The following is a 23,008-nucleotide window of genomic DNA, read 5'->3' as shown; positions in this document are numbered from 1 at the left end:
GCTTGATGTTTTGCAGCAGGCGTTCCTGATGGTTGCGATGCGCGCTCTTCGGCGAGCCGCATCGCCCTCCCCGTTCTAGCGAGTGCGACGCTTATGTTCAGCACAACCGTCTTTCTACAGGGCTTGCCGCTGCTGCTGCATGCGGCGCTCGCCACCATCGGCATTTCGCTAACAGGTCTCCTGATCGGTTTCTTCGTCGCGATTGGCGTATGTGCCGCACGCCTTTCCCCGAAGCGCGCCGCGCGCATGTTCGGCGGCGCCTACGTGTTCTTTTTCCGCGGCGTGCCGATGCTGGTGCAACTGCTGCTGGTGTATTACCTGCTGCCATTCGCCGGAATCAACGTGTCGCCCATCGTCGCGGCAGTCAGTGCCGTATCGCTGTGTTCCGCCGCCTATATCGCCGAGATTCTGCGCGGCGGTTTCCTCAGCATTCCGCCCGGGCATATCGAAGCCGCGCGCATGCTCGGGCTTTCGCCGTTCGATATGCTGCGGCGCATTCTGGTGCCGCAGGCGTTTCGTTTAACGCTGCCCTCGCTCGTCAATGAGATGGTGCTGCTGATCAAGGCTTCCTCGCTGATCTCGGTGGTGGGTGTGGCCGAGTTGACGCGCACCGCGCAGAACATCGCGGCCAGTACCTATCGGCCGCTCGAAGCCTACCTCGCCGCGGGGCTGATTTACTTCGTAATCTGCGGAAGTCTGGCGCTCGTCGCGCATGCCGCCGAATACCGTTTGCAGCACGCCTGACCGACCCTGAGCTTGAGACTGAACTAAGCCATGCAAAAGCTCGATCCAACCGTCATCACGCACAATCTGCAGCCGATTGCCGCCGGTCTCGCGACCACACTCGGCACCTGGGCCGCGGGGGTCGCAATCGGCATCCTGATCGGATTTCTGATCGCCGTGCTCCAGCTCTTTTGCGGACGCTGGGTGCGCGGCGTATTGCGCTTCTATATCGAACTGTTTCGCGGCACGCCGTTTCTCGTGCAGCTATTTTTGCTGTACTACGGCGGCCCTTCCATCGGCCTCACGCTCGAACCGATGACAGCCGGTGTGCTCGGCCTGGGCCTCTATGGCAGCGCGTATTTCGCCGAGGCATTCCGTTCGGGCTTTCAATCGGTGCCGCCGGGTCATCTCGAAGCGGCATCCTGTCTTGGACTGACCCGCTGGCAAGCCGTCCTGCGCATTCAGATGCCGCAAATGCTGGTGCTGATCGTGCCCGCGCTGACCAATCTGATTATCGTGCTGAGCAAGGAAACCGCGGTGCTGTCGATCGTCACCGTACCCGAGCTCACGTTCGTGCTGACCGGCATCGGTTCGGCCACCTTCGCTTTCGTCGAAACGCTGCTGGTGCTGTGCGTGTGCTATCTCGCGCTGGTCGAACTGACCTCGCGCGTGGGCATGTGGGCCGAAACCCGCATCGCACGCTTCATGGCATGAACGGAAATCCGGACCACCCTATGAACGCTATCGCCGACATGCCGTCCTCCACGTCTACCGCTGCCTTCGATACACCGCCCGGCGCGCCGCTGATCGAAGTACGCGACCTGAAGAAACGCTTCGGCGAAGTCGAAGTGCTGCGCGGCGTCGATCTCGAGATCGCCCGCTCTGAAGTGGTCTGCATTATCGGCCCATCAGGCTCGGGCAAGAGCACGCTACTGCGCTGCCTCGCCGCGCTCGAAACCTACGATCAGGGCGACGTGCGCATCGAAGGTGAGCTGCTCGGCTATAGCGAGCGCAATGGAAAACGCGTACGAGCGTCACAAAGCGAGATCAATCGCGTGCGGCGTAACGTTGGCATGGTGTTTCAGCAATTCAATCTGTGGCCGCACATGACGGCGCTCGGTAATGTGATGGAAGCGTTGCTGCGCGTGCGCCATCTGTCGCGTGACGAAGCGCGCCGCCGCGCCCATGCGATGCTGGAAACAGTCGGCCTCGCGCATAAGGCCGATGCCTACCCGTCGAAACTCTCGGGCGGCCAGCAGCAGCGCGTTGCCATTGCCCGTGCGCTGGCGATGGAACCGCACATCATGCTGTTCGACGAGCCGACCTCGGCGCTCGATCCCGAGCTGGTCGGCGAAGTACTGCAGGTGATGAAGCAGCTCGCGCGCGACGGCATGACGATGGCCGTGGTCACGCACGAAATGGGCTTTGCCGCACAGGTTGCCGACAAGGTGATGTTCATCGATCAGGGGCGCATCGCCGTGCAGGGCAAACCGCGCGACGTCTTTCACGACGCGGGCCAGCCACGTTTGCGGCAATTCCTGCAAAACTACTTCGACCGCAATGCCTTCTGGGCGCGCGGGCCCGACGATGCGGAGCAGCCATGAAAACCGCGCACGTGGTGACTGACGCACCGGCCTCCCGCTACGAACAGGTCAAAAACCACATCCGCCAGATCATCGAATCGGGCGCGCGGCAAGCGGGCGACCGTCTGCCGTCCGAACAGGACCTGGTCGCGGCGTTAGGCGTGTCGCGCATGACGGCAAACCGCGCGCTGCGCGAACTCGCCGATGAAGGCCTCGTCACCCGCGTGTCAGGCGTTGGCACCTTCGTCGCGCAAACCAAACCACAATCGACGCTGCTGATGATCGCCCATATCGGCGACGAGATCCGCTCGCGGGGTCACGAATACAGCTACGACACGGTCCTCTCGCAACGTGAAGCCGCACCGGTGACGGTGTCGAACGCGCTAGGGCTCGCGCCCGGCGCTTCCGTGTTTCATGTGATTTGCGTGCATCGCGAGAACGGTTTGCCGGTGCAACTCGAAGACCGTTACGTCAATCCGGCAACCGCGCCTGATTTCCTGAAACAGGATTTCTCCACAACAAGGCCGTCCGAATATCTGTACGTGACCGTGCCGGCGCACGACGTCGAGCATATCGTCGACGCAGGTCTGCCGACGCGTGCCGAAGCTGAGTTGCTGGAAATTCGCGTCGATGAGCCGTGCCTGACGCTGATGCGCCGCACATGGACAAGCGGCGTGGCGGTCACGTTCGCGCGTTTCGTGCACCCGGGCTCGCGGTACCGGCTGGGGTGCCGATTCACGCCGGATCTGTCGCAGCGCCAGGGCTAGCGGCGCGTACGCCGTGCCCTCGCCCGCGTCCTGCCATTCACACACTGCCGGCCAGATGGAAACGCGACGCGGGATGCCACAACTGCACCGACGTCGCCACGTCGTCACCCACCCACGTGCGGCGCCATAGCTGCAAGCAGGGCTCGCCGATCTCCATCATCAGATGCCGCCGCACATACGCTTCGGGCTTCTGCGCATAGATGCGAAACTCCGCGCGCTGGATCGGCGCGAGCCGCACCATGTAATGATTCGGCGTCTCGACGGTGAAGTCCTGTTGCAGGTAGTCGGGGAACACCTTCGGATTGACGTAGCGATCTTCGTACTGGATCGGCTCGCCCTCTTCGCTGTGCACGATGCACGAATGAAATGCCGGGCCGCTGGCGAGGCCGAGCGCTTCAAGCGCGTGCGGATCGTCGCTCGGTTCGAGCGTCAGCACACGCGCCGAATGGCGATGGCCACGCGCGGCGATTTCGTCGGCGATATTGCGAATTTCCAGCACCGTCGATTCGTAGCGCTGCGGCGCGACGAACGTGCCGGAACCTTGCACACGCGTCAGTACGCGTTCGGTCGTAAGTTCGCGCAGTGCGCGCGATACCGTCATGCGCGCGACGCCGAACTCCTTGACCAGCTCCGTTTCGGATGGGATCAAACCGCCCGGCTTCCAGTCCCCCTCGCTGATGCGCCTGATCACGTAGCGCTTGATCTGCTCGTAGGCGGGCATTGCCTTGGCGGGTGCCTCCTGGGTGTGACCAGGACGGTCCTGTGTCTCTACGGTTTGCGCGTTTGTGTTTGTAATAGTGTTCACGTCGACCTCGTGGGTGGTACGCGGGTGGCATACGTCACGCTCGCCAATGCAGCACGATCTGCGCTGCTGACTGAGGCGTCCAGCACGGGCCGGATATTACCCGGGTTCGGCAGCAGTGGCGTCGTTCCAGCGGCGATCATACCTTTATAGATACGTCTGTACGAGTCAGAAAGTAGTCGCAAGCCGAATTGCAAATAAAGCGGCGGCCATCGAGTCAACGCCGGCACAATCCCGCGCAATAAGGCAGTTAAGGGCGTTTTGAACGCAGAGGGACGTTGTGTTGGTGGCGGCGGGATCCGCCAGCGTGGCGCGTTTTGTCTAGACAGGTTGGCGCCTGAAGCGCTGACGCGCTTCGAGTTGGCGCATTGCGCGCCCTACCAGACAAACGGCACGAAGCGATAGCGCACACGCATGGTGTAGTCGGTATAGCCGTCGAGTTGCGCGGCCAGCACGCGCTCCTCGCGCACCGCGCGCCAGCCGAGACCGATCACCAATAGCGGTACGCAGGCGAGCCCCCACCACGAGCCGAGCAGCAATGGCGTGCCGATGAACAGTAGCAGCGCGGCCGCGTACATCGGATGACGCACATGGGCATAAGGGCCGGTGTCGATGACTTTGTGACCGCGGCTTGCCTGGATCTTGATGACGGGCGCGGCGTAGCTATTGGCCCTGAAGACGATCAGGCACATGAAGAGGCAGAGGAAAATGCAAAGCGAGCCCAGGCTCACCAGCCAGACCGGCAACGGCGCCGACCAGCGATAGCGCATTGCGTCGAAACCCATCAGCACAAGCCAGACGCACCACATCACCGTGACGCCCACCATGAAAAAGCGGTCCCAGCGGCTTTGTTGCGCCTGAACGATCGGTGCAAGACGCTCGGCAAGCAGACCGGGATCGTGGCGCGCCAGCCAGAAACCAATCCATAAACTCAGCCCGCCTGTCTCGATCAGATACCACCACCCCGCTGGCCAGGCGAGCGTGCCCGCGGCGCCGAACAGCAGTGCGCCCATGCAGGCCAGCCAGACCACCGTTTGCAGGATGAGGCGCGTGATCATGGTTAGTTCGTGGCGCTCGTAGATGGTGGTGGTTGGTGGTGGTTGGTGGTGGTTGATGGTTGCCGGCGCGCTTGGCCGGTGCCCGTTACCCGTCTGTCTCAGGCGGAGACCGTCGCCGGTGCGCGCACGCGGCCGAATACTTCCGCAATGTCGATCTCGCCCGTGTTCAGACCGAATTGATCGTGCAGGCAGGTTGCGAGTTCGGCTGCGGTTTTGAGTTGCCGTTCGCTGATCAGTTGGCCGTCCGCCGCGCGTTCGTTCAGTTGGTCATCGAACAATGTCAGGCGCGATTCTGCCAGTATCCGGCAAACGATCAGGTGGTTCAGGAAGACAGAATCCGGTGCGGTCGAGGTGTACCAGTTCGAGGTTTCATAGTCGATCCATTCGACCGGGTGCAGATCGAAACGGTAGACGCGGGCCCAGGTGTCATCGCGAGATTGGACTTCGAGGTAAAGCGCGTTGCGCGATGCGTCGGCCAGTCGGAACGTGCCCAGTTGCGTGGGCTGCGCGGTGCCTGCAATCAGGCGCAACGGTGCGGTGAGCGTCACGCTGCCGAAGCCAACGTCGGCGATCCATGCCTCGTTCTTGATGTCGACGCGCAGGACCATGTGCGTGCGAGGGGGGATGGCGTCGGATTCGCGACCCCACAGGACGCGGCCTAGCAGTGGCGTTACGTTGAAGCCCAACTGCGTCAGGACGTTCGCGAAGAGTGCGTTCTGTTCAAAGCAGTAGCCGCCACGCTTTTGCGCGATCAGTTTTTGTTCGACGGATTCGAGATCGAGTTTTACCGCACGCCGCGTGAGCGGGTTCAGGTTCTCGAAGGGGATCGATCTGGGGTGCAGCTCGTGGAGCGCCTGGAGCACGTCCAACGTCGCCGCGCGAGGGCCTTTGTAGCCTATGCGGGTGAAGTAGTTTTCCAGATTCACTGTGTGTGACATCGGTGTCGTCCCGGTTTGGTGTTGGGCGCTGGGTGCTTAAGGGCTTCGCACCGCCGCGCGGCTTCGGAAGATGATCATAGCTGCTTTTGTTGTCTGCCCAAGATGTCAGCCTTCCCTGTTTTCGTAGTGATCCGCGTTGGTCGATTGGCGACGCCCCCGAGCGGGTGACGCCCGCGTCAGAAAGCACTCATGCCCCCCGCCCTTCAACGCCGCTCGCGCGCCGCCACACACAACCAAACCATACTAAAGCATTACGTTGTTATTCCATTTAATTTACAACCAAACAACCTTTAGTAGCAGTACGTAAAAATCAAAATTACACACTAGTAATATTGATGCGAATCGTTCTCATTAGTATTGACGCACCTATTCCGCATGCGTACGATCTCGCCATCTGCTGCATCTGGCGTCGCGAACCGATGCGGCAAATCGCAGGCACCCGGTGACGTCACGCCGCGATAGCCCGATCAGTCGATACAACACAAATAAGGATTTCGATGAAGTTCGCCCAATCAACTGAACCCGCCGGCCAGGCGCGTTCGCTTCGCGACTCCGTCTCGCGCGTCGGCGCCATGCGCCGTTCGCGTTTGCCCTCGGTGCGGCGCGCCGCACTTTGCACGGCTTTCGCATGGGCCTCGTTGACAGCCGGCGCCGCCATGGCCGACGCCAATCCCGACGCGACACCCGAAGCGCCGGAAGCCGACCTGAACATCAAGGCAACCCAGACGGATCAGTGGACCGGCGTCTGGAACCGCGCGACGTTGCTCGGCGACATCGGCGGCCTGCGCCCGTGGCTCGGCAAGTACGGCGTGACGTTCGCGCTCACCGAAACCAGTGAAGTACTCGACAACCTCCGCGGCGGTCTGGCGCGCGGCGCGGACTACGACGGCCTCACGACCGCGACCTTGCAGATGGATACGCAAAAGGCATTCGGTTTGCCGGGCGGTCTGTTCAACGTCAGCGCCTTGCAGATCCACGGGGCTAATCTCAGCGCCAACAAGCTGGGCACGCTGAATACGGCGAGCGGTATCGAAGCCGATGACGCCACCCGTTTGTGGGAGCTGTGGTATCAGCAGTCGTTCCTGAACAAGCGTGTCGACGTCAAAATCGGTCAGCAAAGTATCGACCAGGAATTCATCACCAGCACGAATTCGGCGCTGTTCGTCAATACGATGTTCGGCTGGCCTGCCCTGCCGTCCTATGACATGCCGTCCGGCGGTCCCGCGTATCCGCTGTCCGATCTCGGCGTGCGCGTGCGCGGACAGATCACGCCTTCGTTGACGGCGCTCGCCGGCGTATTCGACGGCGATCCGCTCGGCAACAACCCGAACAATAAGAGCGGCACCAACTTCAACCTGCATAACGGCACGCTGTTCATCGGCGAGTTGCAGTACGCGATCAACCAGCCGGCCGACGGCGAAATGGTCGGCGCCGGTGGCGGCGGTTTGCCGGGTACCTACAAGCTCGGCCTCTGGTACAACAACGGCAGCTTCGCTGATCAGCGCCTCGACAACACCGGCCTGTCGCTCGCGAACCCGGCGAGCACCGGCGTCGCACAGAATCACCACGGAGACTACAGCTTCTACGCGGTAGCCGACCAGATGATCTGGCGTCCTGATCCGGACGAGCCACGCAGCCTCAACGTCTTCGCGCGCGTGATGGGCGCACCGGGCGACCGCAACCTGGTGAGTGTCGCCGCCAACCTGGGCGTCGTACTGAAAGCCCCGTTCGCAGGCCGCGACAATGACAGCGCCGGCATCGCGCTGACTTACATCAAGATCGGCAACCACACGAACGGCCTCGACCAGGACAACCTCGCGTTCAGCGGCGGCCCATATGGCGTGCGCACCAGCGAAACCACGCTCGAAGCGACCTACCAGTACCAGGTCAACCCGTGGTGGCAGCTGCAAGCCGATGCGCAATACACGTTCAATGCCGGCGCCGGCCAGAATCCGAGCGACCCGACGCAGCCGCTGCGCAACACCTTCGTCATCGGCTTGCGGACCAACATCACCTTCTGATGCCGTTCGCCATTAACACCTACGCTCAAGACAAATCGAATCCCATGCTTTCGATCATGACCGCAACTACCGCTTTGTGCGCAGGCACGGAGGCTCAATCATGAACAATCCCACGCGCACATTCTCGCCGCGCGCCGCGCGGGCCCTGATCGCCGCCGCTGTCAGCACTGCCGCGTTTGCAACGGCCAGCGTCGCGCACGCCGAGCCGCAAGGTTTCCTCGAAACCATCAAACATCACACCACGCTGATCAACACCGTGCCGGACAATGGCGATCAGAATCCGTACGCGGTCGTGGTCGCGCCGGTCACCGCAGGCACGGTCAAGCAAGGCGACGTGCTGGTCGGCAACTTCAACAACTCGACCAATCTGCAAGGCACCGGCAGCACGATCGTCAACTATCACCCGGACACCAAGCAGATGACGGTGTTCGCCACGGTGCCGCGCGATCTGAAGGAGTGCCCGGGCGGCATCGGCCTGTCGACCGCGATGACGATGCTCAAGTCGGGCTACGTGATTATTGGCAGCACGCCAAGCAATGACGGTACAACGGGCACCAAGGGCGCCGGCTGTCTGATCGTGCTCGATTCGAACGGTAAGGTTGCGTCGACCATCAACAGTCCGAACATCAACGATCCGTGGGGCAACATGGCGGTCGTCGATAACGGCACGAGCGCGACGCTGTTCGTCAGCAATGCGGGCTTCGGCGTGGGCGGTGCGGACGGTAATCCGCCGGTGTTCAAGCAGGCCACCGTGCTGCGTCTGGACCTCGACGTGCCGGCCGGCAAACCGCCCGTCGTGAAGAAGGAAACCGTGATCGGCAGCGGCTTCGGCGCGCAGGCCGACAAGGGTGTGTTCCTCGTCGGCCCGACCGGACTCGCGCTGTCGAACGATCAGAAACTGCTGTACGTGTCCGATGCCATCGGCAACCGCATCACCGAAATCGACGAACCGATGACGCGCGACACCAGCGCTGGCGTGGGCCGTCAACTGACCGCCGACGGCCTGCTGCACCGCCCGCTCGCGATGGTCACCGCGCCCAACGGCCACCTGCTCGTCACCAACGCGCTGAACGGCCAGATCGTGGAAATCGATCCCGCCAGCGGCAAGCAGATTTACGCTCGCTGGATCGACACCGACAAGGCACAATCGCCCCCGGGCAACGGCGATCTGTTCGGCCTCGCGATGACGCCGGAAGGCGACGGTTTCTACTACGTGCAGGACGACGTGAACACCCTGGTGCTCGCGAAGTAAAACGAAGAAGCAAAGACGGACGCAGATCCGGCCATCGAGCCGGACGCAACCCCGGCACCCCCCACGGCCAAATGAAGGTGATGTAATCATGGCAAACGATCAACCCCCGCGGCCCTCACGGCGCGGCTTTCTGAAGGCCGGCAGTGCGGCGGTCGCGGCGGGCGCAAGCCTCGGCGCGACCGGCGTCGCCCAGGCCGCGCTCGGCAAGACACCGGCGCAAGCCGCCGATCCGACCATCGCGGTCGAGCCGTTCTACGGCCTGCACCAAGGCGGCATCGTCACGCCGCAGCAAAGCCACACGTATGTCGCCGCCCTCGATCTCACGACCGAGAAACGCGATGACGTGATCGCCCTGCTGCGCGCCTGGACCGACGCCGCGGCGCGCATGACGCAAGGCAAGACGGCCGCGCCGTTGCCGCCAGCCGACGCGGCCAATACGGCTACGGCTGATCCGGCCAGCGCGGCTAATGCCAACGGCGCGTATGACGCAGCCAGCAATAAGGGCGCCCCGGATTCCGCCGATGTGCTCGGCCTCGGCCCCTGCGGCCTGACGATCACCTTCGGCTTCGGCCCTGGTCTCTTCACGAAGGACGGCAAAGACCGCTACGGGCTGGCCTCGCGCCGCCCCGCCGCGCTCGTCGATCTGCCGCGCTTTAACGGCGACCAGTTGATCGCCGAGAAGACCGGCGGCGACCTGTACATTCAGGCCTGCGCGAACGATCAGCAGGTCGCGTTTCACGCGGTCCGGCAGCTGTCGCGCCTCGCCAACGGCGTGGCGACGATGCGCTGGGGCCAGTCCGGTTTCCTGTCGGGTCCGCGCGGTCAGACGCCGCGCAATCTGATGGGCTTCAAGGACGGCACCAACAATCCGTCGACCGCCAAGCCGCAGTTGATGAACGAATTCATCTGGGCCGGCGCCACCCCCGACGCACCGTGGATGGAAGGCGGCACCTATACGGTCTTTCGCCGCATCCGCATCACGCTCGAACACTGGGACAACACCGAAGTCGACTTCCAGGAGCAGGTGTTTGGCCGTCACAAGTACAGCGGCGCGCCGATCGGCAAGAAGAACGAGTTCGATCCGGTGGACCTGAAGGAAGAGGACAAGGACGGCAATCCGGTGATTCCGGAGAACTCGCACGTGCGTCTGTCGAATCAGGCGAGCAACAACGGCGCGCAGATTCTGCGCCGTTCGTACTCGTATAACGAAGGCACGAATTTCTACATCGAGCGCTGGCCGCCGTGGCGCCAGGAAACCGAGTACGACGCGGGACTGATTTTTCTCGCTCACCAGAGCGACCCGCGCAAGGGCTTCATTCCGATCAACGAGAAGCTCGCGAAGTTCGACATGATGAACCAGTTCACGACGCACGTCGGCAGCGCGGTATTCGCTGTGCCGCCGGGCGCGAAGCCGGGTTCGTACATCGGCGCGGGGCTGTTCGAGACGTAATGCAAGCCGCGAAGCAGGCCGCCGACAAGCCGCGAGGCAGGCGGCGGCCGATCGAAGACCAACAACAACATCACTAACGGATTTTAGGATCATGGCTCATTCCTGGTTTGGCACCCGCCTGCGCCTCGTCAGCAGCGCTGCCGCCCTCACGCTGGCCGCCTTCATCACGGTGCCGTCGACGGCTCATGCTGCATCGATCACGCTGTACAGCGCACAGCACGAGCAGGTCGTCAATCTGCTGGCTAAAGACTTCGAAAAAGAGTCGGGCATTTCGGTGAAGATCCGCAGCGGCGAAGGCCCGGCCATGGCCGCGCAACTCGTCGCGGAAGGCACCGCCACGCCTGCTGACGTCTACTTCACGGAAAACTCGCCGGAACTGATGCTGCTCGAAGAGAAAGGCCTGCTGAGCAAAGTGGACGGCGCGACGCTCGCCACCGTGCCGGCACGCTTCAGCTCGCCGACGGGTGCATGGGTCGGCGTGACCGCACGCGAAAACGTGCTGGCCTACAACACGACCAAGCTGCAACCGTCGCAACTGCCGCAGTCGCTGTTCGATCTGGCCAAACCGGAATGGAAAGGCAAGGTCGGCATTGCACCGAGCGACGGCGACTTCCTGCCGCTGGTGAGCGCTGTGCTCGCGCTGAAGGGTGAAGCACAAACCGTCGCATGGCTGAAGGGCCTGAAGGCCAACTCGCAGATCTTCGACGACGACGAAGGCGTGGTGGCCGCCGTCAATCGTGGCGGGGTCGAGACCGGCCTGATCAACAACTACTACTGGGCGCGTCTGCACGCTGAAATCGGTGACGCCAAAACCCGCAGCGCGATCTATCACTTCGGCAACAGCGACGCCGGCGCGCTGGTGAACGTGTCGGGCGCGGCCGTGCTGAAGTCCGCGCACAACGCGGACGGTGCGCAGAAGTTTCTCGCGTATCTGGTCAGCGACCGCGCACAGAAGCTGATGGCCAACAGCCACGTCATGTTCGAATATCCGCTGCACGCAGGCGTTGCCCCGGATCCGATCCTCAAGCCGTTCGGTGAACTGAACCCGCCGGCGCTGACGATCCAGCAACTCGGCGACGACAGCCAGGCCGGCAAACTGCTGCGCCAGGCGGGCTTGCTGTAAATGAGCGAAGCCGTGTCAGCCGGGCCTCCGGCTGTAACCTCCGCCCCGGCGCGCGCCCGTTCGCGCGCGCCGCGCGGTCTGTTCGCGGCAGCAGCACTCAGCGCTTTGCTGGTGTTGCTGCCGATTGCGTTTACCTTCTGGCGCGCGGCGAGTTTCGGTATCGGCGAGGCGGTCGATCTGATCTTCCGGCCGCTGGTCGGCGAACTGCTCGTCAACACCGTGCTGATCACGGTATCCACCACGGCCGTCTGCGCTGTCGTCGGTACAGCGGCCGCATGGTTTGTCGAACGCACGCATTTGCCAGGGCGCCGCATCTGGGCCGTGCTCACCGCCGCGCCGCTCGCGATGCCGGCTTTCATTTCGAGCTATGCATGGGTGTCGCTGAGTCTGGATTTGCAGGACTTCAACGGCGCGCTGCTGGTGCTGAGTTCCGCCTATTTCCCGCTCGTCTATCTGCCCGTGGCCGCTGCCTTGCGCAGCATGGACCCGGCGCTCGAAGAAAGCGCCCGCGCGCTCGGCTGCAATCGCTGGTCCACCTTCATTCGCGTCGTGCTGCCGCAACTGCGTCCGGCGCTGCTCGGCGGCATGCTGCTGGTCGCGCTCGGCGTGCTGTCTGAATTCGGCGCGTTTACGCTGCTGCGCTTTCACACCTTCACCACGCAAATCTATGCGGAATACCGCACCAGCTTCGACGGCGGCGGCGCTTCGCTGCTCGCGTGCCTGCTGATCGTGATCTGCCTCATCGTGCTGGCGTTCGAGTTTCGCGTGCGGGGTGCCGCGCGTTACGAACGCGTCGATCGCGGGACGCGTCGCGCGGTCCTGCGCTACGACCTCGGCGCATGGCGCTGGATCGTCGTCGCCGGCTTCGCCGCGCTGGCGATCGCGACGCTCGGCGTGCCGCTCGGCATGATCGGCTACTGGCTCACGCAACCCGGTGCGGCCGCCGTTACGCCGGCCGACGTGTCGCCCGAACTGCTGTTCAACGCAACGATCTCGTCGCTCGGTTTCGGGCTCGCCGCCGCGCTACTGACCACGCTGCTGGTCGTGCCGCTCGCGTTCCTGCTGGTGCGCTATCCGACGCGTTTCGCGACGCTGTTCGAACGCACCGTGTTTCTGGCACAAGGCATACCCGGGCTGGTGATCGCGCTGGCCATCGTGTCGCTTGCGGTGCACGCACTGCAAGCGCTTTATCAAAGCGCGACGCTGCTGGTGATCGCTTACGCGATGCTGTTCATGCCGGTGGCGCTGGTGAGTGTGCGCGCCGCCTTCATGCAGGCGCAGCCGCGCCTTGAAGAGACTGCACGCGCACTCGGCCTGACCTGGTCTCAGACCCTGTTCCGCGTGGTGTTGCCGCTGGCCGGTCCCGGGCTTGGCGCGGCAGCGGCGATGGTGTTTATCTCGGTCGTCACCGAGTTGAATGCGACGCTGCTGCTTTCCCCCATCGACACGCAAACACTCGCAACGCAAGTCTGGGCCGACACGTCCACGATGGCATTCGCCGCCGCAGCGCCCTATGCCGCGCTGCTCACCGGCATTTCGCTATTCGCTTCCGGCCTCCTGTTCGCGTTGCTTGGCAAATCGGCGCTACTCGGCGAACGTAGCTGACCATCGCTCACCATCGCGCGCTTTTTCCATCGGATTTTCATGAGCGAACTTCGTATCCGCGGACTGCAAAAATCGTTCGACGGCCACCCGGTGCTACACGGCATCGATCTCTCCGTCGAGCGCGGCACGCTGCTCGCGCTGCTCGGACCGTCCGGCAGCGGCAAGACCACCTTGCTGCGCCTGTTGTGCGGCTTCGAACGCGCGGACAGCGGTAGCGTCGAAATCGACGGGCGCCGCGTCGCCGGTGACAACCTTCATGTGCCTTCCGAGCAGCGCCGCATCGGCTATGTACCGCAGGAAGGCGCGCTGTTTCCGCATCTTTCCGTGGCGGACAACATCGTGTTCGGCTTGCCGCGTACGCAACGCCGCGCGCGACATCGGGTCGCCGAATTGCTGGAACTGGTCGGCTTACCGGCGAACTTCGGCGAGCGCGCGCCGCAGCAGTTGTCGGGTGGCCAGCAGCAACGTGTCGCACTGGCTCGCGCGCTCGCGCCATCACCGACTCTGGTGATGCTCGATGAGCCCTTCTCGTCGCTCGACGCTGCATTGCGGCTCGAAACGCGCCAGGCGGTGGCCAGTGCTCTGGCCGCGACCGGCGCGACTGCCGTGCTCGTCACGCACGATCAATCGGAAGCGCTCTCGCTCGGTCATGAGGTCGCAGTGCTGTGGAACGGCAGGCTGATCCAGACCGCGACGCCGGAGACGCTGTACCGCAGGCCGGTGACGCGTGAACTCGCGTCGTTCGTTGGTGAAGCGGTGTCGTTGCCGGGCGTCGTCAAGCAGGATCGTGTGAGCTGCGAGCTCGGTGATTTGCCGTTGTGCGCGCCGATGGGCAATGGCCCGGTCGACGTCATGGTGCGGCCCGAACAGATCCGTCTGCTGCGTATTGACGAGACGATGCCGAATGGCGCAGCGGCCTATGACGCCGTCGTGCAAGACGTCATCTTTCAGGGGCAGGACGCGGGCGTCACGCTGCAATTGCAGTCGGGTGCGAGGACGGTGGTGCGCGCTCGCGTGCCGGGGTATCTGTCGCCGCAACCGGGTGAAAACGTGCGGCTTGCTGTGGATGGCGAAGTGACGGCTTATCCGCGCGTCTAGGCGATAAACGCTACGCGGACGCTGCCGCCCCGCGCGTTTGCGGGCGCAGCGACAAATCCTGCACCATCTGCGCGGCCAGATAATCGCACGTCGGCCGGTCCGATTTAGCGCTGCGCGCCACCACGATTTCCAGCGGCGCGATCTTCGGCAGGCCTTGCGCCTCGCCGAGAATCGCCAGCCGCGGCGGCACGCTGCAACGCGTGAGCGCAATCACTGACAGCCCCGCGTCCACCGTCGCCACCAAACCCATCAGACTTGCGCTGCTGAACGCCGCCCGATAGCGGATACGCGCACCGTCGAGCGCCGCCAGCGTATGCTGACGCGCGACACAACCCGGCTCGTAAAGCCCGACCGGCAACGGCGACGCCGCCAGCACCGGCGTATCGACCGACGCCCCCACCCACACCATCGGCTCGCTGCGCACGAATTCGCCGCGCAATTGGCGGTCGCGCGTGACGAAAGCGAGATCGATCTTGTTGTCCGCCAGCATCGGTGCGAGCGACGTGCTCTGGGCGCAGACAATCTCGATCTCCACGTGCGGATACAGATTTGAAAAGCGCCGCAACACCGGCGAGAGCAGCGACGATACGTAATCGTCCGGTGCGCCGAGCACCACGCGCCCGGTCACCTCGGGCCGTACGATCGCCGACCACGCCTCCTCATGCAACGCCAGCACGCGCCGCGCGTATTCGAGCAGCGTATTGCCGGGCCGCGTAAGCGAAAGATTGCGCGTGTTGCGGGCAAACAGCGTGGTGCCGAGCATGGTTTCGAGCCGCTTGATCTGCATGCTGACCGCCGCCTGCGAGCGGTGCACGGTAGTCGACGCCTTCGTGAAGCTGCCCGTTTCCACCACCGCGACGAAGGTGCGCAGCAGATCGACGTCGAATTCGGGGTGCATGATTTATCAATCCAGCTTATGGAATTACTCAATTTAATTCGTTTGCCGGTGCCGCGCAAGCCGCGCAATACTTGTGACTCCCCCTTATGGAGCCGCTTCGCATGTCCCTCACCCAACGTCAACAAGGCGCTATCACGCTGGCCAGCGGCGGGCTTCTGATGGGCACGCTCGGCATCTTCGTCGAGGAAGCGCGGCTCGGCGCGCTGACGCTGGTGTTCTTTCGCTGCCTGTTCGGTTTCCTCTCGCTCGCGGCATATTGCGCGTGGAAAGGTTTCTTCACGCGCGCGCATTTCACGCGGCGCACCGTCGCGCTGGCGTTGATCTCCGGCGTGTTGATGGTCACGCAGTGGGTCGGTTTCTTCGACGCGATTCATCGCACCAGCATTGCGGTGGCGACCGTGGTGTTTCATGTCCAGCCGTTCTGGGTCGTGCTGATGGGCGCGGCGCTATTCAACGAGCGCCTTGGCGCCGACCGGCTCGGCTGGATCGCGACTGCGTTCGTCGGCCTTGTTTTGGCCTCGGGCGTCGCGGTCGCCGGGAATCTGCAGGGGCATACGAGCTATCTGATCGGGATCGGCGAGGCATTGGCTGGGTCGGTGCTGTATGCGAGCGTCACGCTGATCGCCAAAGGGCTCGGCAATTTGCGGCCGCATTTGCTGACGCTCGCGCAATGCGCGGTCGGCGTGGTGTGCCTGCCGTTCATTGCGCCGCTCACTGCCGTCCATATCGGGCCGATGCAGTGGTTCTGGCTAGTCGGCATGGGCGTGTTGCATACAGGGCTGTCGTATGTGCTGATCTACGGCGCGCTGCCGAAGCTGACCACGCCGATCATCGCCGTGCTTTTGTTCGTCTATCCGCTGACAGCGATCGTGGTCGATGCGGTTGTGTACGGGCGGGCGCTCTCGGTGCCGCAACTCGCGGGCATGGTACTGATCGTCGTCGCAAGCCTCGGCGTGAATCTCGGCTGGCCGTTGCTTTCGCTGCTGCGTCCCGGTGGAGGGGCACGGCATCACGCGGATTGAGCTTTGAGCAGCAGGCCGGCGGCGCCAGACTAGTTGCACGCAGCTTGCCGTCGCCGTGCGACGGATTGCGTTGGCGGCATCGGCTTTCATTTCGCCGAAAAAAACCCTGCAGAAACCCCGCATTTTCCATTCAGTTCGCACAGTCGAGAATTATTCTCGTTTATAATTTCCGAATATTACAAGCCGGGCACTGATCCGGCTTCTGCGGTACCTCCCGTCCCCACATCGACATGCCATTCCGAGGCAGCCGATGTCACGTCAGCGCATCTCGCACGCTGACACACGGCGCCCCGGCCGTTTTGATTTTCGAATTCATTCGACTGCAACAGGGGAAATCACCATTTCATCTCGCTTGACCGACCACACGGCCATTGCCTGGCCGTGCGCGCCTGCCTGCGCCTTTTCTGCGCCAGCCTGGCGCTTTTGCGTCACCGCTTCCGCTGCACGCAAAAACCAATAGAACCACCGATCCACACTCGAAGAACGTCGCCATGAACGTCAATAAGAATACTTACCGCGCACTGCTGCTCGCCACGTCTCTTGCCAGCGCCAAACCTTTGCTGGCGCAGCAAACGACACCCGCCGCCGGCGCGGCCGACAGCACGCTGCCCGCCATCGCGGTCCAAGCCGCCGCCGATCGCTCGTACGACTCAAGCACCTCGAACACCGCGACGAAGATGAACATGTCGCTAATGGACGTGCCGCAAACGGTCAACGTCGTGCCGCGCGCGCTGCTCGACGAACAGAACGCGACCTCGTTGCAGGACGCATTGCGCAACGTGCCGGGCATCGGCTTTTCGGTCGGCGACGGGCAGCGTGACCAGATCACCATGCGTGGCTTCAACAACATCACCGATCAATACGTCGATGGCATCCGCGACGATGCGCTTTACTACCGCGATCTGTCGAATGTCGAGCGCGTCGACGTCCTGAAGGGGCCCGCGGCTGTACTCTATGGTCGCGGCTCGGCCGGCGGCCTGATCAACCGCGTCCTGAAGAAGCCGACGGCGGATCCACAGCAAGCCGTGGGCGTGACGCTCGGCACCGAGGGCGAACGGCGCGGCGAATTCGATCTCGGCTGGAATGCGAACGACGCCGCACGATTTCGCATCACCGGCGCCGCCGAAAACTCGAACAGCTTTCGCGATCAGTTCCAGTTGAATCGCCAGGCCGTGGCGCCGTCCGCGCAATTCCGCATCGATCGGGACACCATCCTCAATATCGAAGCCGACTATCTGCACGACCGCCGCACTTCGGATCAGGGACTGCCCGCCTATCTCGGCCGTCCGGTCAATGTGCCGATCAACACGTACTACGGCTCCGCCGACGCCGCCAACACGTCGTATAACGATGTCGACGCGAAAAGCGCAACCGTATCGCTCGATCACCGCTTCAACGATTCGCTGTCCTTGCACACTGCCGTGCGCGCGTACGACTTTTCGCTCGAACGCAAAAACTACGTCACGTATGAACCGATCAAGACGGCGCTGAACCCGGTCGTGACGCTCGACCAGTCGACCCGCTTTCGTCAGGATCACGGCGTGGACGGTCTCTTCGAGTTGACGCAGAAGACCACGTTGTTCGGCATGAAACACGAGTTGCTATACGGCGTCGAACTGTCACAGCAACAGAAGTTCGACACGATCTACTCGACCAACAAGGTCGCGACCTACAACCTGTACGACCCTCAGCTCATCGATTTGCCGGGCGTGAAACCGGGCACCGCGGCAAAAACGAATGCAGCGACGGTGCTCGGACTCGCCGGTGTCTACACGCAAGACCTGATCTCGCTGACCGAGCACTGGAAGATCCTCGCCGGCCTGCGCTTCGACTATCTGACGCAGACCCGCAACGACTACACCTCGGCGCACGTGAATCTGGATCGTACCGACCGCGCGTGGAGTCCGCGCGTCGGCCTGATTTACGAACCGCTCGACTGGGTGTCGCTGTATGCGTCGTATAGCCAGTCTTTCTCGCCGCTCGCCGATACGCTGATCAGCAGCGGCGCGTTTGCGAACGGTTCGGCGCTGGCGCCGCAAAAGACGACCAGTTTCGAAGTCGGCTCGAAATTCGACCTGGGCCGCGCGAGCGCGAGCGTCGCACTGTTCGACATGAAGCAGACCAATCAGCAGATCGCCGACCCGTCCAACCCGACTTACGCGCTGCCGATCGGCACACAGCACACGCGCGGTCTCGAGCTTTCGATGACGGGCGAGATCGCGCCAAAGTGGTCCGTGTATGCGGGCTATGCGTACCTGAACGGAAGCGTCGACGGCTCGCCGCAGGCGAGTTCAGCAGGGCTGGTGCTGCACGACAATACCCCGGGCTTGATGCCGCGTCATAGCGCGAGCGTGTGGATCAAGCGCGATCTGAAGTACGGGTTCTACGCGGCTGGCGGTGCGCAGTTCCAGTCAGCGCGCTATACATCGGCGAGCGATGCGGTGACGTTGCCTTCTTTCGTGACGTTCGATCTCGGTGCGGGGTATCACGGCAAGAACGTTGACGTGGCCTTGACACTGGATAACCTGTTCGACCGCAAGTACTTCATCGCGGCGCACGGCAACGCGGATATGTACAACATGCCAGGCGCGCCGCGCACGCTGACGGTGTCGGCAAGGTGGCATATGTGAGGGATGTAACGCGTGGCGCGTGATGCACGCGTTGATGCGTTAAACGAAAAACCGGGCAGCGTGCCCGGTTTTCGTTTTAGTCGTCGTAGTGGAAGCGACTCACTGCGGCAGCACTTCCCCCTTCGTCTCCGGCGCAAACGGAATCACGAACAGCCCCACGATAAACATCAGCGCCGTCAACGCCACCGGCACCCCAAGCGTATGCATATGCAACACGGCCGCGCCGAGCAGAAAGTTGACCCCCGCCCCGACAAACCGTCCGAACGACGTGCAGAACGCAAACGCCGTCGCACGCACCCGAGTCTCGAACTGCTCTGGCAACCACAAGCTGAACAGCGCGAAATTACCGCCGAAGAAACCCAGCACGAAGAGCCACGCGATAAACGGCGCGAGCCCGTTCGGCAAATAGAACGCCCAGCCGAAACTACCCACAATCGATATCGCCATACCCGTGAAGTAAAACGCCAGCGTCTTCTTGCGGCCGAAGCGCTCAGCCAGCGGCGGCAGCGCAAGACAACCGAGAATCGTCGCGATCGAAAGCAAACCGGTTGCCAGCGACGCCGTCCTGATCGCATCGTTCTTTGCCATGCCCGCCTTCGTCGCCAGTTGAATCACCGCCGATGGCTCGTACACCGCTCCCGCCCACAACCCGATGATCGCTATCGTCAGCAGAATGCACGCGACCCATGTGCGGCGCCTGTACGTCGGTCCGAAAATCTCGCGCAGCGGTTTGGTGCGCACGGTGCCCGCTTCCGCCTTCTCCCACTTCTCCGTTTCCTTCACGCGCAGCAGCACCAGAATCGCGACCACGACCGGCACCGCGCCGGTCAGGAACATCGCGCGCCAGCCGTAATGCACACCAATCGTGTAGTTGAGCGCCGCCGCCAGAAAGAATCCGGCGTAGTAGCCCGTTTGCAGGTACCCGGCGCCCATCTTGCGGCGATCTTCCGGCCATGACTCGGCCACATACGTCCCCGCCAACGCCCACTCGCCGCCAATGCCGACCCCGGCAATGAAACGATAGATGGCGAGCTCCCACACGTTGTGCGAGGTCGCGGCCAGTCCCGTGAAAATGGCGAACGTAAAAATAGTGCCGGCCAGCACCTTGGTGCGGCCGAAGCGGTCCGCCAACGGCCCCCAGATGAACGACAGCCCCCAGCCGACCAGAAACAGCGCGAACAGAATCGAACCGGCGAGGCCGACATTCGCGGGCGTCGCTGCGTACCCCGAGCGCGGCAACAACTCGGTCAACGCCGGCGTCAGCACAAGCGCGTAGATGAACGAGTCCATCCCGTCGAGCGTCCAGCCGGCCCATGCTCCCCAAAACCCTGCGATCTGCGAACGATTGAGCGGCGTGCGGCGCCGCGCGACCGATGTGCGGTCGGTTAGTGAACTCATCATGCTCCTCCGGCCCTGCGGTTGACGTACATGGCTTACGTAAAGGCGACGACGAACTGGCGCGCTTGCTAGTGGATCGATGTGCCTCGTATAACGTTGGGAGGACACCGCAGGCGCCGATGGTGAAAAACTTTCCGGGTTTGCCCGTCTGTAAATTGGGCAATTTCATATATAATATTCGATATCATGAGCGACGCAATCGATGGTTTTCCCCTGGACGCCCCGGCGCGCAGCCCGCTTCTACCGGCTGCGGCGCCGCGTGAGAGCATGTCCCACGTCATCGCGGAGGCGCTGCGCGCGGCGATTGTCGACGGCACCCTGGCACCGGGAGCACCGCTGCGACAGGACGCCATCGCGCGGCATTTCTCGGTCAGCGCAATTCCTGTGCGTGAAGCCTTGCGCCAACTCGAAAGCGAAGGCTGGACGAGAGCCGCCGTGCATAAAGGCGCGACCGTCGCGCCGTTGTCGGCAGATGAAGCGCGCGAAATCTACGAAATCCGCTCCGCGCTGGAGAGCCTTGCCATCGGGCTCGCCATTCCGAATCACACCGCCGCCACGCTGCGCGAATCCGCCGGCCTTTGCCGTGCCGCTGAACGCGAGTCGGACCCGTCGTTGTACGTCGGGCGCAATGAGGCGTTTCATATGAGCCTGTATGCACCCGCCGCGCGTCCGCAACTCGAGGACATGATCGGCACGCTGCATCGGCGCGGCGAACGGTATTTGCGTCTGAAGTTCGGCTTGCCGTCTTACAAGGGCGAGTCTGACAACGAGCACGCCGCCTTGCTCGACGCTGTACAACGCCGTGATATTCCTGCTGCACAGTCCCTGGTCGTCGCGCATCTGCTCGGCACCGGCGACCTGCTTCATCGTTTCCTGACCGAACGCGCGCAGGCGGAAGCCGCGCTTGCGAATCAACCCAAGCCGCGCGCCAGACGCACGCGCACTACTTCCGGGAGCTGAATCCGCCGATGAACCGACCCGCCGAAGCCGCCAGCGCTTCCACCACCGCACGTTCCTGGACCACCCGCCGCGACGAAAAGAACCGTCGCCTCGCGGCCATTGCGCCATGGCTGAAAGACGGCATCCTGCCGACCAACCGCATCGTCGATGCGCTCGAAACACTCATTCAGCCGGGTGACCGCGTCGCCCTCGAAGGCGACAATCAGAAACAGGCTGACTTCCTGTCCCGTTCGTTCGCCAAGGTGGATCCGCAAAAAATCCACGACGTGCATCTGCTGATTTCGAGCATCGGCCGTCCTGAACATCTGACGCTGTTCGAGCGTGGCATCGCGCACAAAGTCGATTTCTCGTTTGCCGGGCCGCAGAGTTTGCGCGTCGCGCAGTTGCTCGAAGACGGCCAACTGGAAATCGGCGCGATCTACACCTACGTCGAGTTGTACGCGCGGATGTTCGTCGATCTGACGCCGCACGTCGCACTTTTATGCGCGGAAAAGGCCGACCGTCACGGCAATCTGTACACCGGTCCGAATACGGAAGACACGCCGACCATCGCCGAAGCCGCCGCGTTCCGGCATGGCATCGTGATTGTGCAGGTCAACGAGATCGTCGATGAACTGCCGCGCGTCGATATTCCGGGTTCATGGGTCGACGTGGTCGTAGAGGCGGACCGGCCCTTCGCGGTCGAGCCGCTCTTCACGCGCGACCCACGGCATATCGGTGACCTGCAGGTACTCACCGCAATGATGGTGATTCGCGGCATCTACGAACCGTATGGCGTGAGCTCGCTGAATCACGGCATCGGTTTCGATACCGCGGCGATCGAATTGCTGCTGCCCACCTACGGCGAATCGCTCGGCCTGAAAGGCAAAATCTGCCGCAACTGGACGCTCAACCCGCACCCCACGATGATCCCCGCGATCGAATCGGGCTGGGTCGACAGCATCCATTGCTTCGGCAGCGAAGTCGGCATGGAGGCGTACATCGAAGCGCGCCCCGACGTGTTTTTCACGGGCAACGACGGCAGCCTGCGCTCGAACCGTGTGCTCTGCCAACTGGCCGGTCAATACGGCGTCGATCTGTTTATCGGCTCGACTTTGCAGATCGACGCGGACGCCAATTCATCAACGGTCACGCGCGGCCGCCTCGCCGGTTTCGGCGGTGCGCCGAACATGGGACACGATCCGCGCGGCCGGCGTCATTCGAGCGAAGCGTGGCTCAAGCTGCTGAAGGATCAGGGTCCGGTCTCGCGCGGGCAGAAGCTGGTCGTACAGATGGCCGAGACGTACAAGAAAGGCGGCGAACCGACCTTCGTCGATGAACTCGACGCGGTCGCGGTCGGTGCGAAAAGCGGTATGCCGATCGCCCCGGTGATGATTTACGGCGACGACGTGAGCCATGTCGTCACCGAGGAAGGCATCGCGTATCTGCACAAAGCTGAAGGGATCGACGAGCGGCGCGCGGCACTGGCTGCCGTGGCCGGGGTCACACCGATCGGGCTGCGCGCCAAGCCGGAGAAGACGGCCGAATTGCGCCGGCGAGGCATCGTCGCGTATCCGGAAGATCTCGGCATTCGGCGTGGCGAAGCGAAGCGTTCGCTGCTCGCCGCGCGCAGCATCGACGATCTGGTGACGTGGTCGGGCGGCCTGTACGCACCGCCGGCTCGCTTCAGGAGTTGGTGAA

The 23,008-nt window shown here is 63.1% G+C and carries 19 protein-coding genes; 14 read left to right on the top strand and 5 right to left on the bottom strand.

Going from position 1 to position 23,008, the window contains the following annotated elements; all coding sequences use genetic code 11:
- Positions 1 to 93 precede the first annotated feature (93 nt).
- Genes PQQ96_RS17665 through hutC (PQQ96_RS17650) form a run of 4 tightly spaced genes read left to right on the top strand, consistent with a single transcriptional unit; the run spans position 94 to position 3,073 of the window.
- A complete protein-coding gene (locus tag PQQ96_RS17665) occupies positions 94 to 744 on the top strand; it encodes an amino acid ABC transporter permease (RefSeq protein ID WP_408213261.1) in 651 nt (216 codons plus the stop codon).
- A gap of 30 nt (positions 745 to 774) precedes the next feature.
- Positions 775 to 1,437, top strand: coding sequence for an amino acid ABC transporter permease (locus PQQ96_RS17660; protein ID WP_408294240.1), 663 nt, complete (start codon positions 775 to 777; stop codon positions 1,435 to 1,437).
- A 20-nt stretch (positions 1,438 to 1,457) separates the two neighbouring features.
- Positions 1,458 to 2,327, top strand: coding sequence for an amino acid ABC transporter ATP-binding protein (locus tag PQQ96_RS17655; RefSeq protein ID WP_408294237.1), 870 nt, complete (start codon positions 1,458 to 1,460; stop codon positions 2,325 to 2,327).
- Positions 2,324 to 3,073, top strand: coding sequence for a histidine utilization transcriptional repressor HutC (gene hutC / locus PQQ96_RS17650; protein WP_408294234.1), 750 nt, complete (start codon positions 2,324 to 2,326; stop codon positions 3,071 to 3,073). The genes PQQ96_RS17655 and hutC (PQQ96_RS17650) overlap by 4 nt, the downstream gene beginning before the upstream one ends.
- Positions 3,074 to 3,110: 37 nt before the next feature.
- On the opposite strand, the gene hutC (PQQ96_RS17645) is transcribed toward hutC (PQQ96_RS17650), so the two are convergent.
- The 3 genes from hutC (PQQ96_RS17645) to PQQ96_RS17635 form a co-directional block, all read right to left on the bottom strand.
- Positions 3,111 to 3,794, bottom strand: a complete 684-nt coding sequence (gene hutC, locus PQQ96_RS17645; protein WP_408294332.1) for a histidine utilization transcriptional repressor HutC — start codon at positions 3,792 to 3,794, stop codon at positions 3,111 to 3,113.
- A 458-nt stretch (positions 3,795 to 4,252) separates the two neighbouring features.
- A complete protein-coding gene (locus tag PQQ96_RS17640; RefSeq protein WP_408294232.1) occupies positions 4,253 to 4,933 on the bottom strand; it encodes a methyltransferase family protein in 681 nt (226 codons plus the stop codon).
- Between the two features lie 98 nt (positions 4,934 to 5,031).
- Positions 5,032 to 5,871, bottom strand: coding sequence for an arylamine N-acetyltransferase family protein (locus tag PQQ96_RS17635; RefSeq protein ID WP_408294230.1), 840 nt, complete (start codon positions 5,869 to 5,871; stop codon positions 5,032 to 5,034).
- A gap of 497 nt (positions 5,872 to 6,368) precedes the next feature.
- Here PQQ96_RS17635 and PQQ96_RS17630 point away from each other — a divergent pair, with 497 nt between their 5' ends.
- The 6 genes from PQQ96_RS17630 (at position 6,369) to PQQ96_RS17605 (ending at position 14,420) form a co-directional block, all read left to right on the top strand.
- Positions 6,369 to 7,892: a carbohydrate porin gene (locus PQQ96_RS17630; protein WP_408294228.1), complete on the top strand. Its 1,524-nt coding sequence runs from the start codon at positions 6,369 to 6,371 to the stop codon at positions 7,890 to 7,892.
- A gap of 100 nt (positions 7,893 to 7,992) precedes the next feature.
- The gene (locus PQQ96_RS17625) at positions 7,993 to 9,144 is read left to right on the top strand and encodes an NHL repeat-containing protein (RefSeq protein ID WP_408294225.1); all 1,152 of its coding nucleotides are present in this window, start codon (positions 7,993 to 7,995) and stop codon (positions 9,142 to 9,144) included.
- A gap of 88 nt (positions 9,145 to 9,232) precedes the next feature.
- Positions 9,233 to 10,594 carry an iron uptake transporter deferrochelatase/peroxidase subunit gene (gene efeB, locus PQQ96_RS17620; RefSeq protein WP_408294222.1) on the top strand — a complete coding sequence of 454 codons (1,362 nt, stop codon included), beginning with the start codon at positions 9,233 to 9,235 and terminating at the stop codon, positions 10,592 to 10,594.
- Positions 10,595 to 10,685: 91 nt separating this feature from the next.
- Positions 10,686 to 11,717 (top strand): iron ABC transporter substrate-binding protein, encoded by a 1,032-nt coding sequence (locus PQQ96_RS17615; protein ID WP_408294220.1) that lies wholly within the window; start codon positions 10,686 to 10,688, stop codon positions 11,715 to 11,717.
- The gene (locus tag PQQ96_RS17610; protein ID WP_408294217.1) at positions 11,718 to 13,322 is read left to right on the top strand and encodes an ABC transporter permease; all 1,605 of its coding nucleotides are present in this window, start codon (positions 11,718 to 11,720) and stop codon (positions 13,320 to 13,322) included.
- A gap of 39 nt (positions 13,323 to 13,361) precedes the next feature.
- Positions 13,362 to 14,420 carry an ABC transporter ATP-binding protein gene (locus tag PQQ96_RS17605; protein WP_408294215.1) on the top strand — a complete coding sequence of 353 codons (1,059 nt, stop codon included), beginning with the start codon at positions 13,362 to 13,364 and terminating at the stop codon, positions 14,418 to 14,420.
- 10 nt (positions 14,421 to 14,430) lie between these two features.
- On the opposite strand, the gene PQQ96_RS17600 is transcribed toward PQQ96_RS17605, so the two are convergent.
- A complete protein-coding gene (locus tag PQQ96_RS17600; RefSeq protein WP_408294213.1) occupies positions 14,431 to 15,318 on the bottom strand; it encodes a LysR substrate-binding domain-containing protein in 888 nt (295 codons plus the stop codon).
- Positions 15,319 to 15,419: 101 nt separating this feature from the next.
- Between PQQ96_RS17600 and PQQ96_RS17595 the strand changes: the two genes are divergently transcribed.
- Entirely contained in the window at positions 15,420 to 16,340 is a 921-nt protein-coding gene (locus PQQ96_RS17595) for a DMT family transporter (RefSeq protein ID WP_408294211.1), read from the top strand.
- 491 nt (positions 16,341 to 16,831) lie between these two features.
- On the top strand, positions 16,832 to 18,970 hold the full coding sequence (locus tag PQQ96_RS17590; protein WP_408294208.1) for a TonB-dependent receptor: 2,139 nt from the start codon (positions 16,832 to 16,834) through the stop codon (positions 18,968 to 18,970).
- A 99-nt stretch (positions 18,971 to 19,069) separates the two neighbouring features.
- On the opposite strand, the gene PQQ96_RS17585 is transcribed toward PQQ96_RS17590, so the two are convergent.
- Positions 19,070 to 20,368, bottom strand: a complete 1,299-nt coding sequence (locus tag PQQ96_RS17585; RefSeq protein ID WP_408294329.1) for an MFS transporter — start codon at positions 20,366 to 20,368, stop codon at positions 19,070 to 19,072.
- A gap of 186 nt (positions 20,369 to 20,554) precedes the next feature.
- Between PQQ96_RS17585 and PQQ96_RS17580 the strand changes: the two genes are divergently transcribed.
- Both PQQ96_RS17580 and mdcA read left to right on the top strand, forming a co-directional pair.
- Positions 20,555 to 21,328, top strand: coding sequence for a GntR family transcriptional regulator (locus PQQ96_RS17580; protein ID WP_408294205.1), 774 nt, complete (start codon positions 20,555 to 20,557; stop codon positions 21,326 to 21,328).
- A gap of 8 nt (positions 21,329 to 21,336) precedes the next feature.
- Positions 21,337 to 23,007: a malonate decarboxylase subunit alpha gene (gene mdcA / locus PQQ96_RS17575; protein WP_408294202.1), complete on the top strand. Its 1,671-nt coding sequence runs from the start codon at positions 21,337 to 21,339 to the stop codon at positions 23,005 to 23,007.
- The last annotated feature ends 1 nt before the right edge of the window (position 23,008 follow it).

Origin of the sequence: Paraburkholderia sediminicola (assembly GCF_046027825.1) — a bacterium.
Lineage (GTDB): Bacteria > Pseudomonadota > Gammaproteobacteria > Burkholderiales > Burkholderiaceae > Paraburkholderia > Paraburkholderia sediminicola_D.
Note: the sequence above shows the minus strand (reverse complement) of the source record. Positions and strands in the feature narration are given on the sequence as shown.

Bases quoted from the DNA above. Each gene is read 5' to 3' on its own strand.
- PQQ96_RS17665 (WP_408213261.1), top strand. From the start codon at position 94: ATGTTCAGCACAACCGTCTTTCTACAGGGCTTGCCGCTGCTGCTGCAT.
- PQQ96_RS17660 (WP_408294240.1), top strand. From the start codon at position 775: ATGCAAAAGCTCGATCCAACCGTCATCACGCACAATCTGCAGCCGATT.
- PQQ96_RS17655 (WP_408294237.1), top strand. From the start codon at position 1,458: ATGAACGCTATCGCCGACATGCCGTCCTCCACGTCTACCGCTGCCTTC.
- hutC (WP_408294234.1), top strand. From the start codon at position 2,324: ATGAAAACCGCGCACGTGGTGACTGACGCACCGGCCTCCCGCTACGAA.
- hutC (WP_408294332.1), bottom strand. From the start codon at position 3,794: ATGCCCGCCTACGAGCAGATCAAGCGCTACGTGATCAGGCGCATCAGC.
- PQQ96_RS17640 (WP_408294232.1), bottom strand. From the start codon at position 4,933: ATGATCACGCGCCTCATCCTGCAAACGGTGGTCTGGCTGGCCTGCATG.
- PQQ96_RS17635 (WP_408294230.1), bottom strand. From the start codon at position 5,871: ATGTCACACACAGTGAATCTGGAAAACTACTTCACCCGCATAGGCTAC.
- PQQ96_RS17630 (WP_408294228.1), top strand. From the start codon at position 6,369: ATGAAGTTCGCCCAATCAACTGAACCCGCCGGCCAGGCGCGTTCGCTT.
- PQQ96_RS17625 (WP_408294225.1), top strand. From the start codon at position 7,993: ATGAACAATCCCACGCGCACATTCTCGCCGCGCGCCGCGCGGGCCCTG.
- efeB (WP_408294222.1), top strand. From the start codon at position 9,233: ATGGCAAACGATCAACCCCCGCGGCCCTCACGGCGCGGCTTTCTGAAG.
- PQQ96_RS17615 (WP_408294220.1), top strand. From the start codon at position 10,686: ATGGCTCATTCCTGGTTTGGCACCCGCCTGCGCCTCGTCAGCAGCGCT.
- PQQ96_RS17610 (WP_408294217.1), top strand. From the start codon at position 11,718: ATGAGCGAAGCCGTGTCAGCCGGGCCTCCGGCTGTAACCTCCGCCCCG.
- PQQ96_RS17605 (WP_408294215.1), top strand. From the start codon at position 13,362: ATGAGCGAACTTCGTATCCGCGGACTGCAAAAATCGTTCGACGGCCAC.
- PQQ96_RS17600 (WP_408294213.1), bottom strand. From the start codon at position 15,318: ATGCACCCCGAATTCGACGTCGATCTGCTGCGCACCTTCGTCGCGGTG.
- PQQ96_RS17595 (WP_408294211.1), top strand. From the start codon at position 15,420: ATGTCCCTCACCCAACGTCAACAAGGCGCTATCACGCTGGCCAGCGGC.
- PQQ96_RS17590 (WP_408294208.1), top strand. From the start codon at position 16,832: ATGAACGTCAATAAGAATACTTACCGCGCACTGCTGCTCGCCACGTCT.
- PQQ96_RS17585 (WP_408294329.1), bottom strand. From the start codon at position 20,368: ATGAGTTCACTAACCGACCGCACATCGGTCGCGCGGCGCCGCACGCCG.
- PQQ96_RS17580 (WP_408294205.1), top strand. From the start codon at position 20,555: ATGAGCGACGCAATCGATGGTTTTCCCCTGGACGCCCCGGCGCGCAGC.
- mdcA (WP_408294202.1), top strand. From the start codon at position 21,337: ATGAACCGACCCGCCGAAGCCGCCAGCGCTTCCACCACCGCACGTTCC.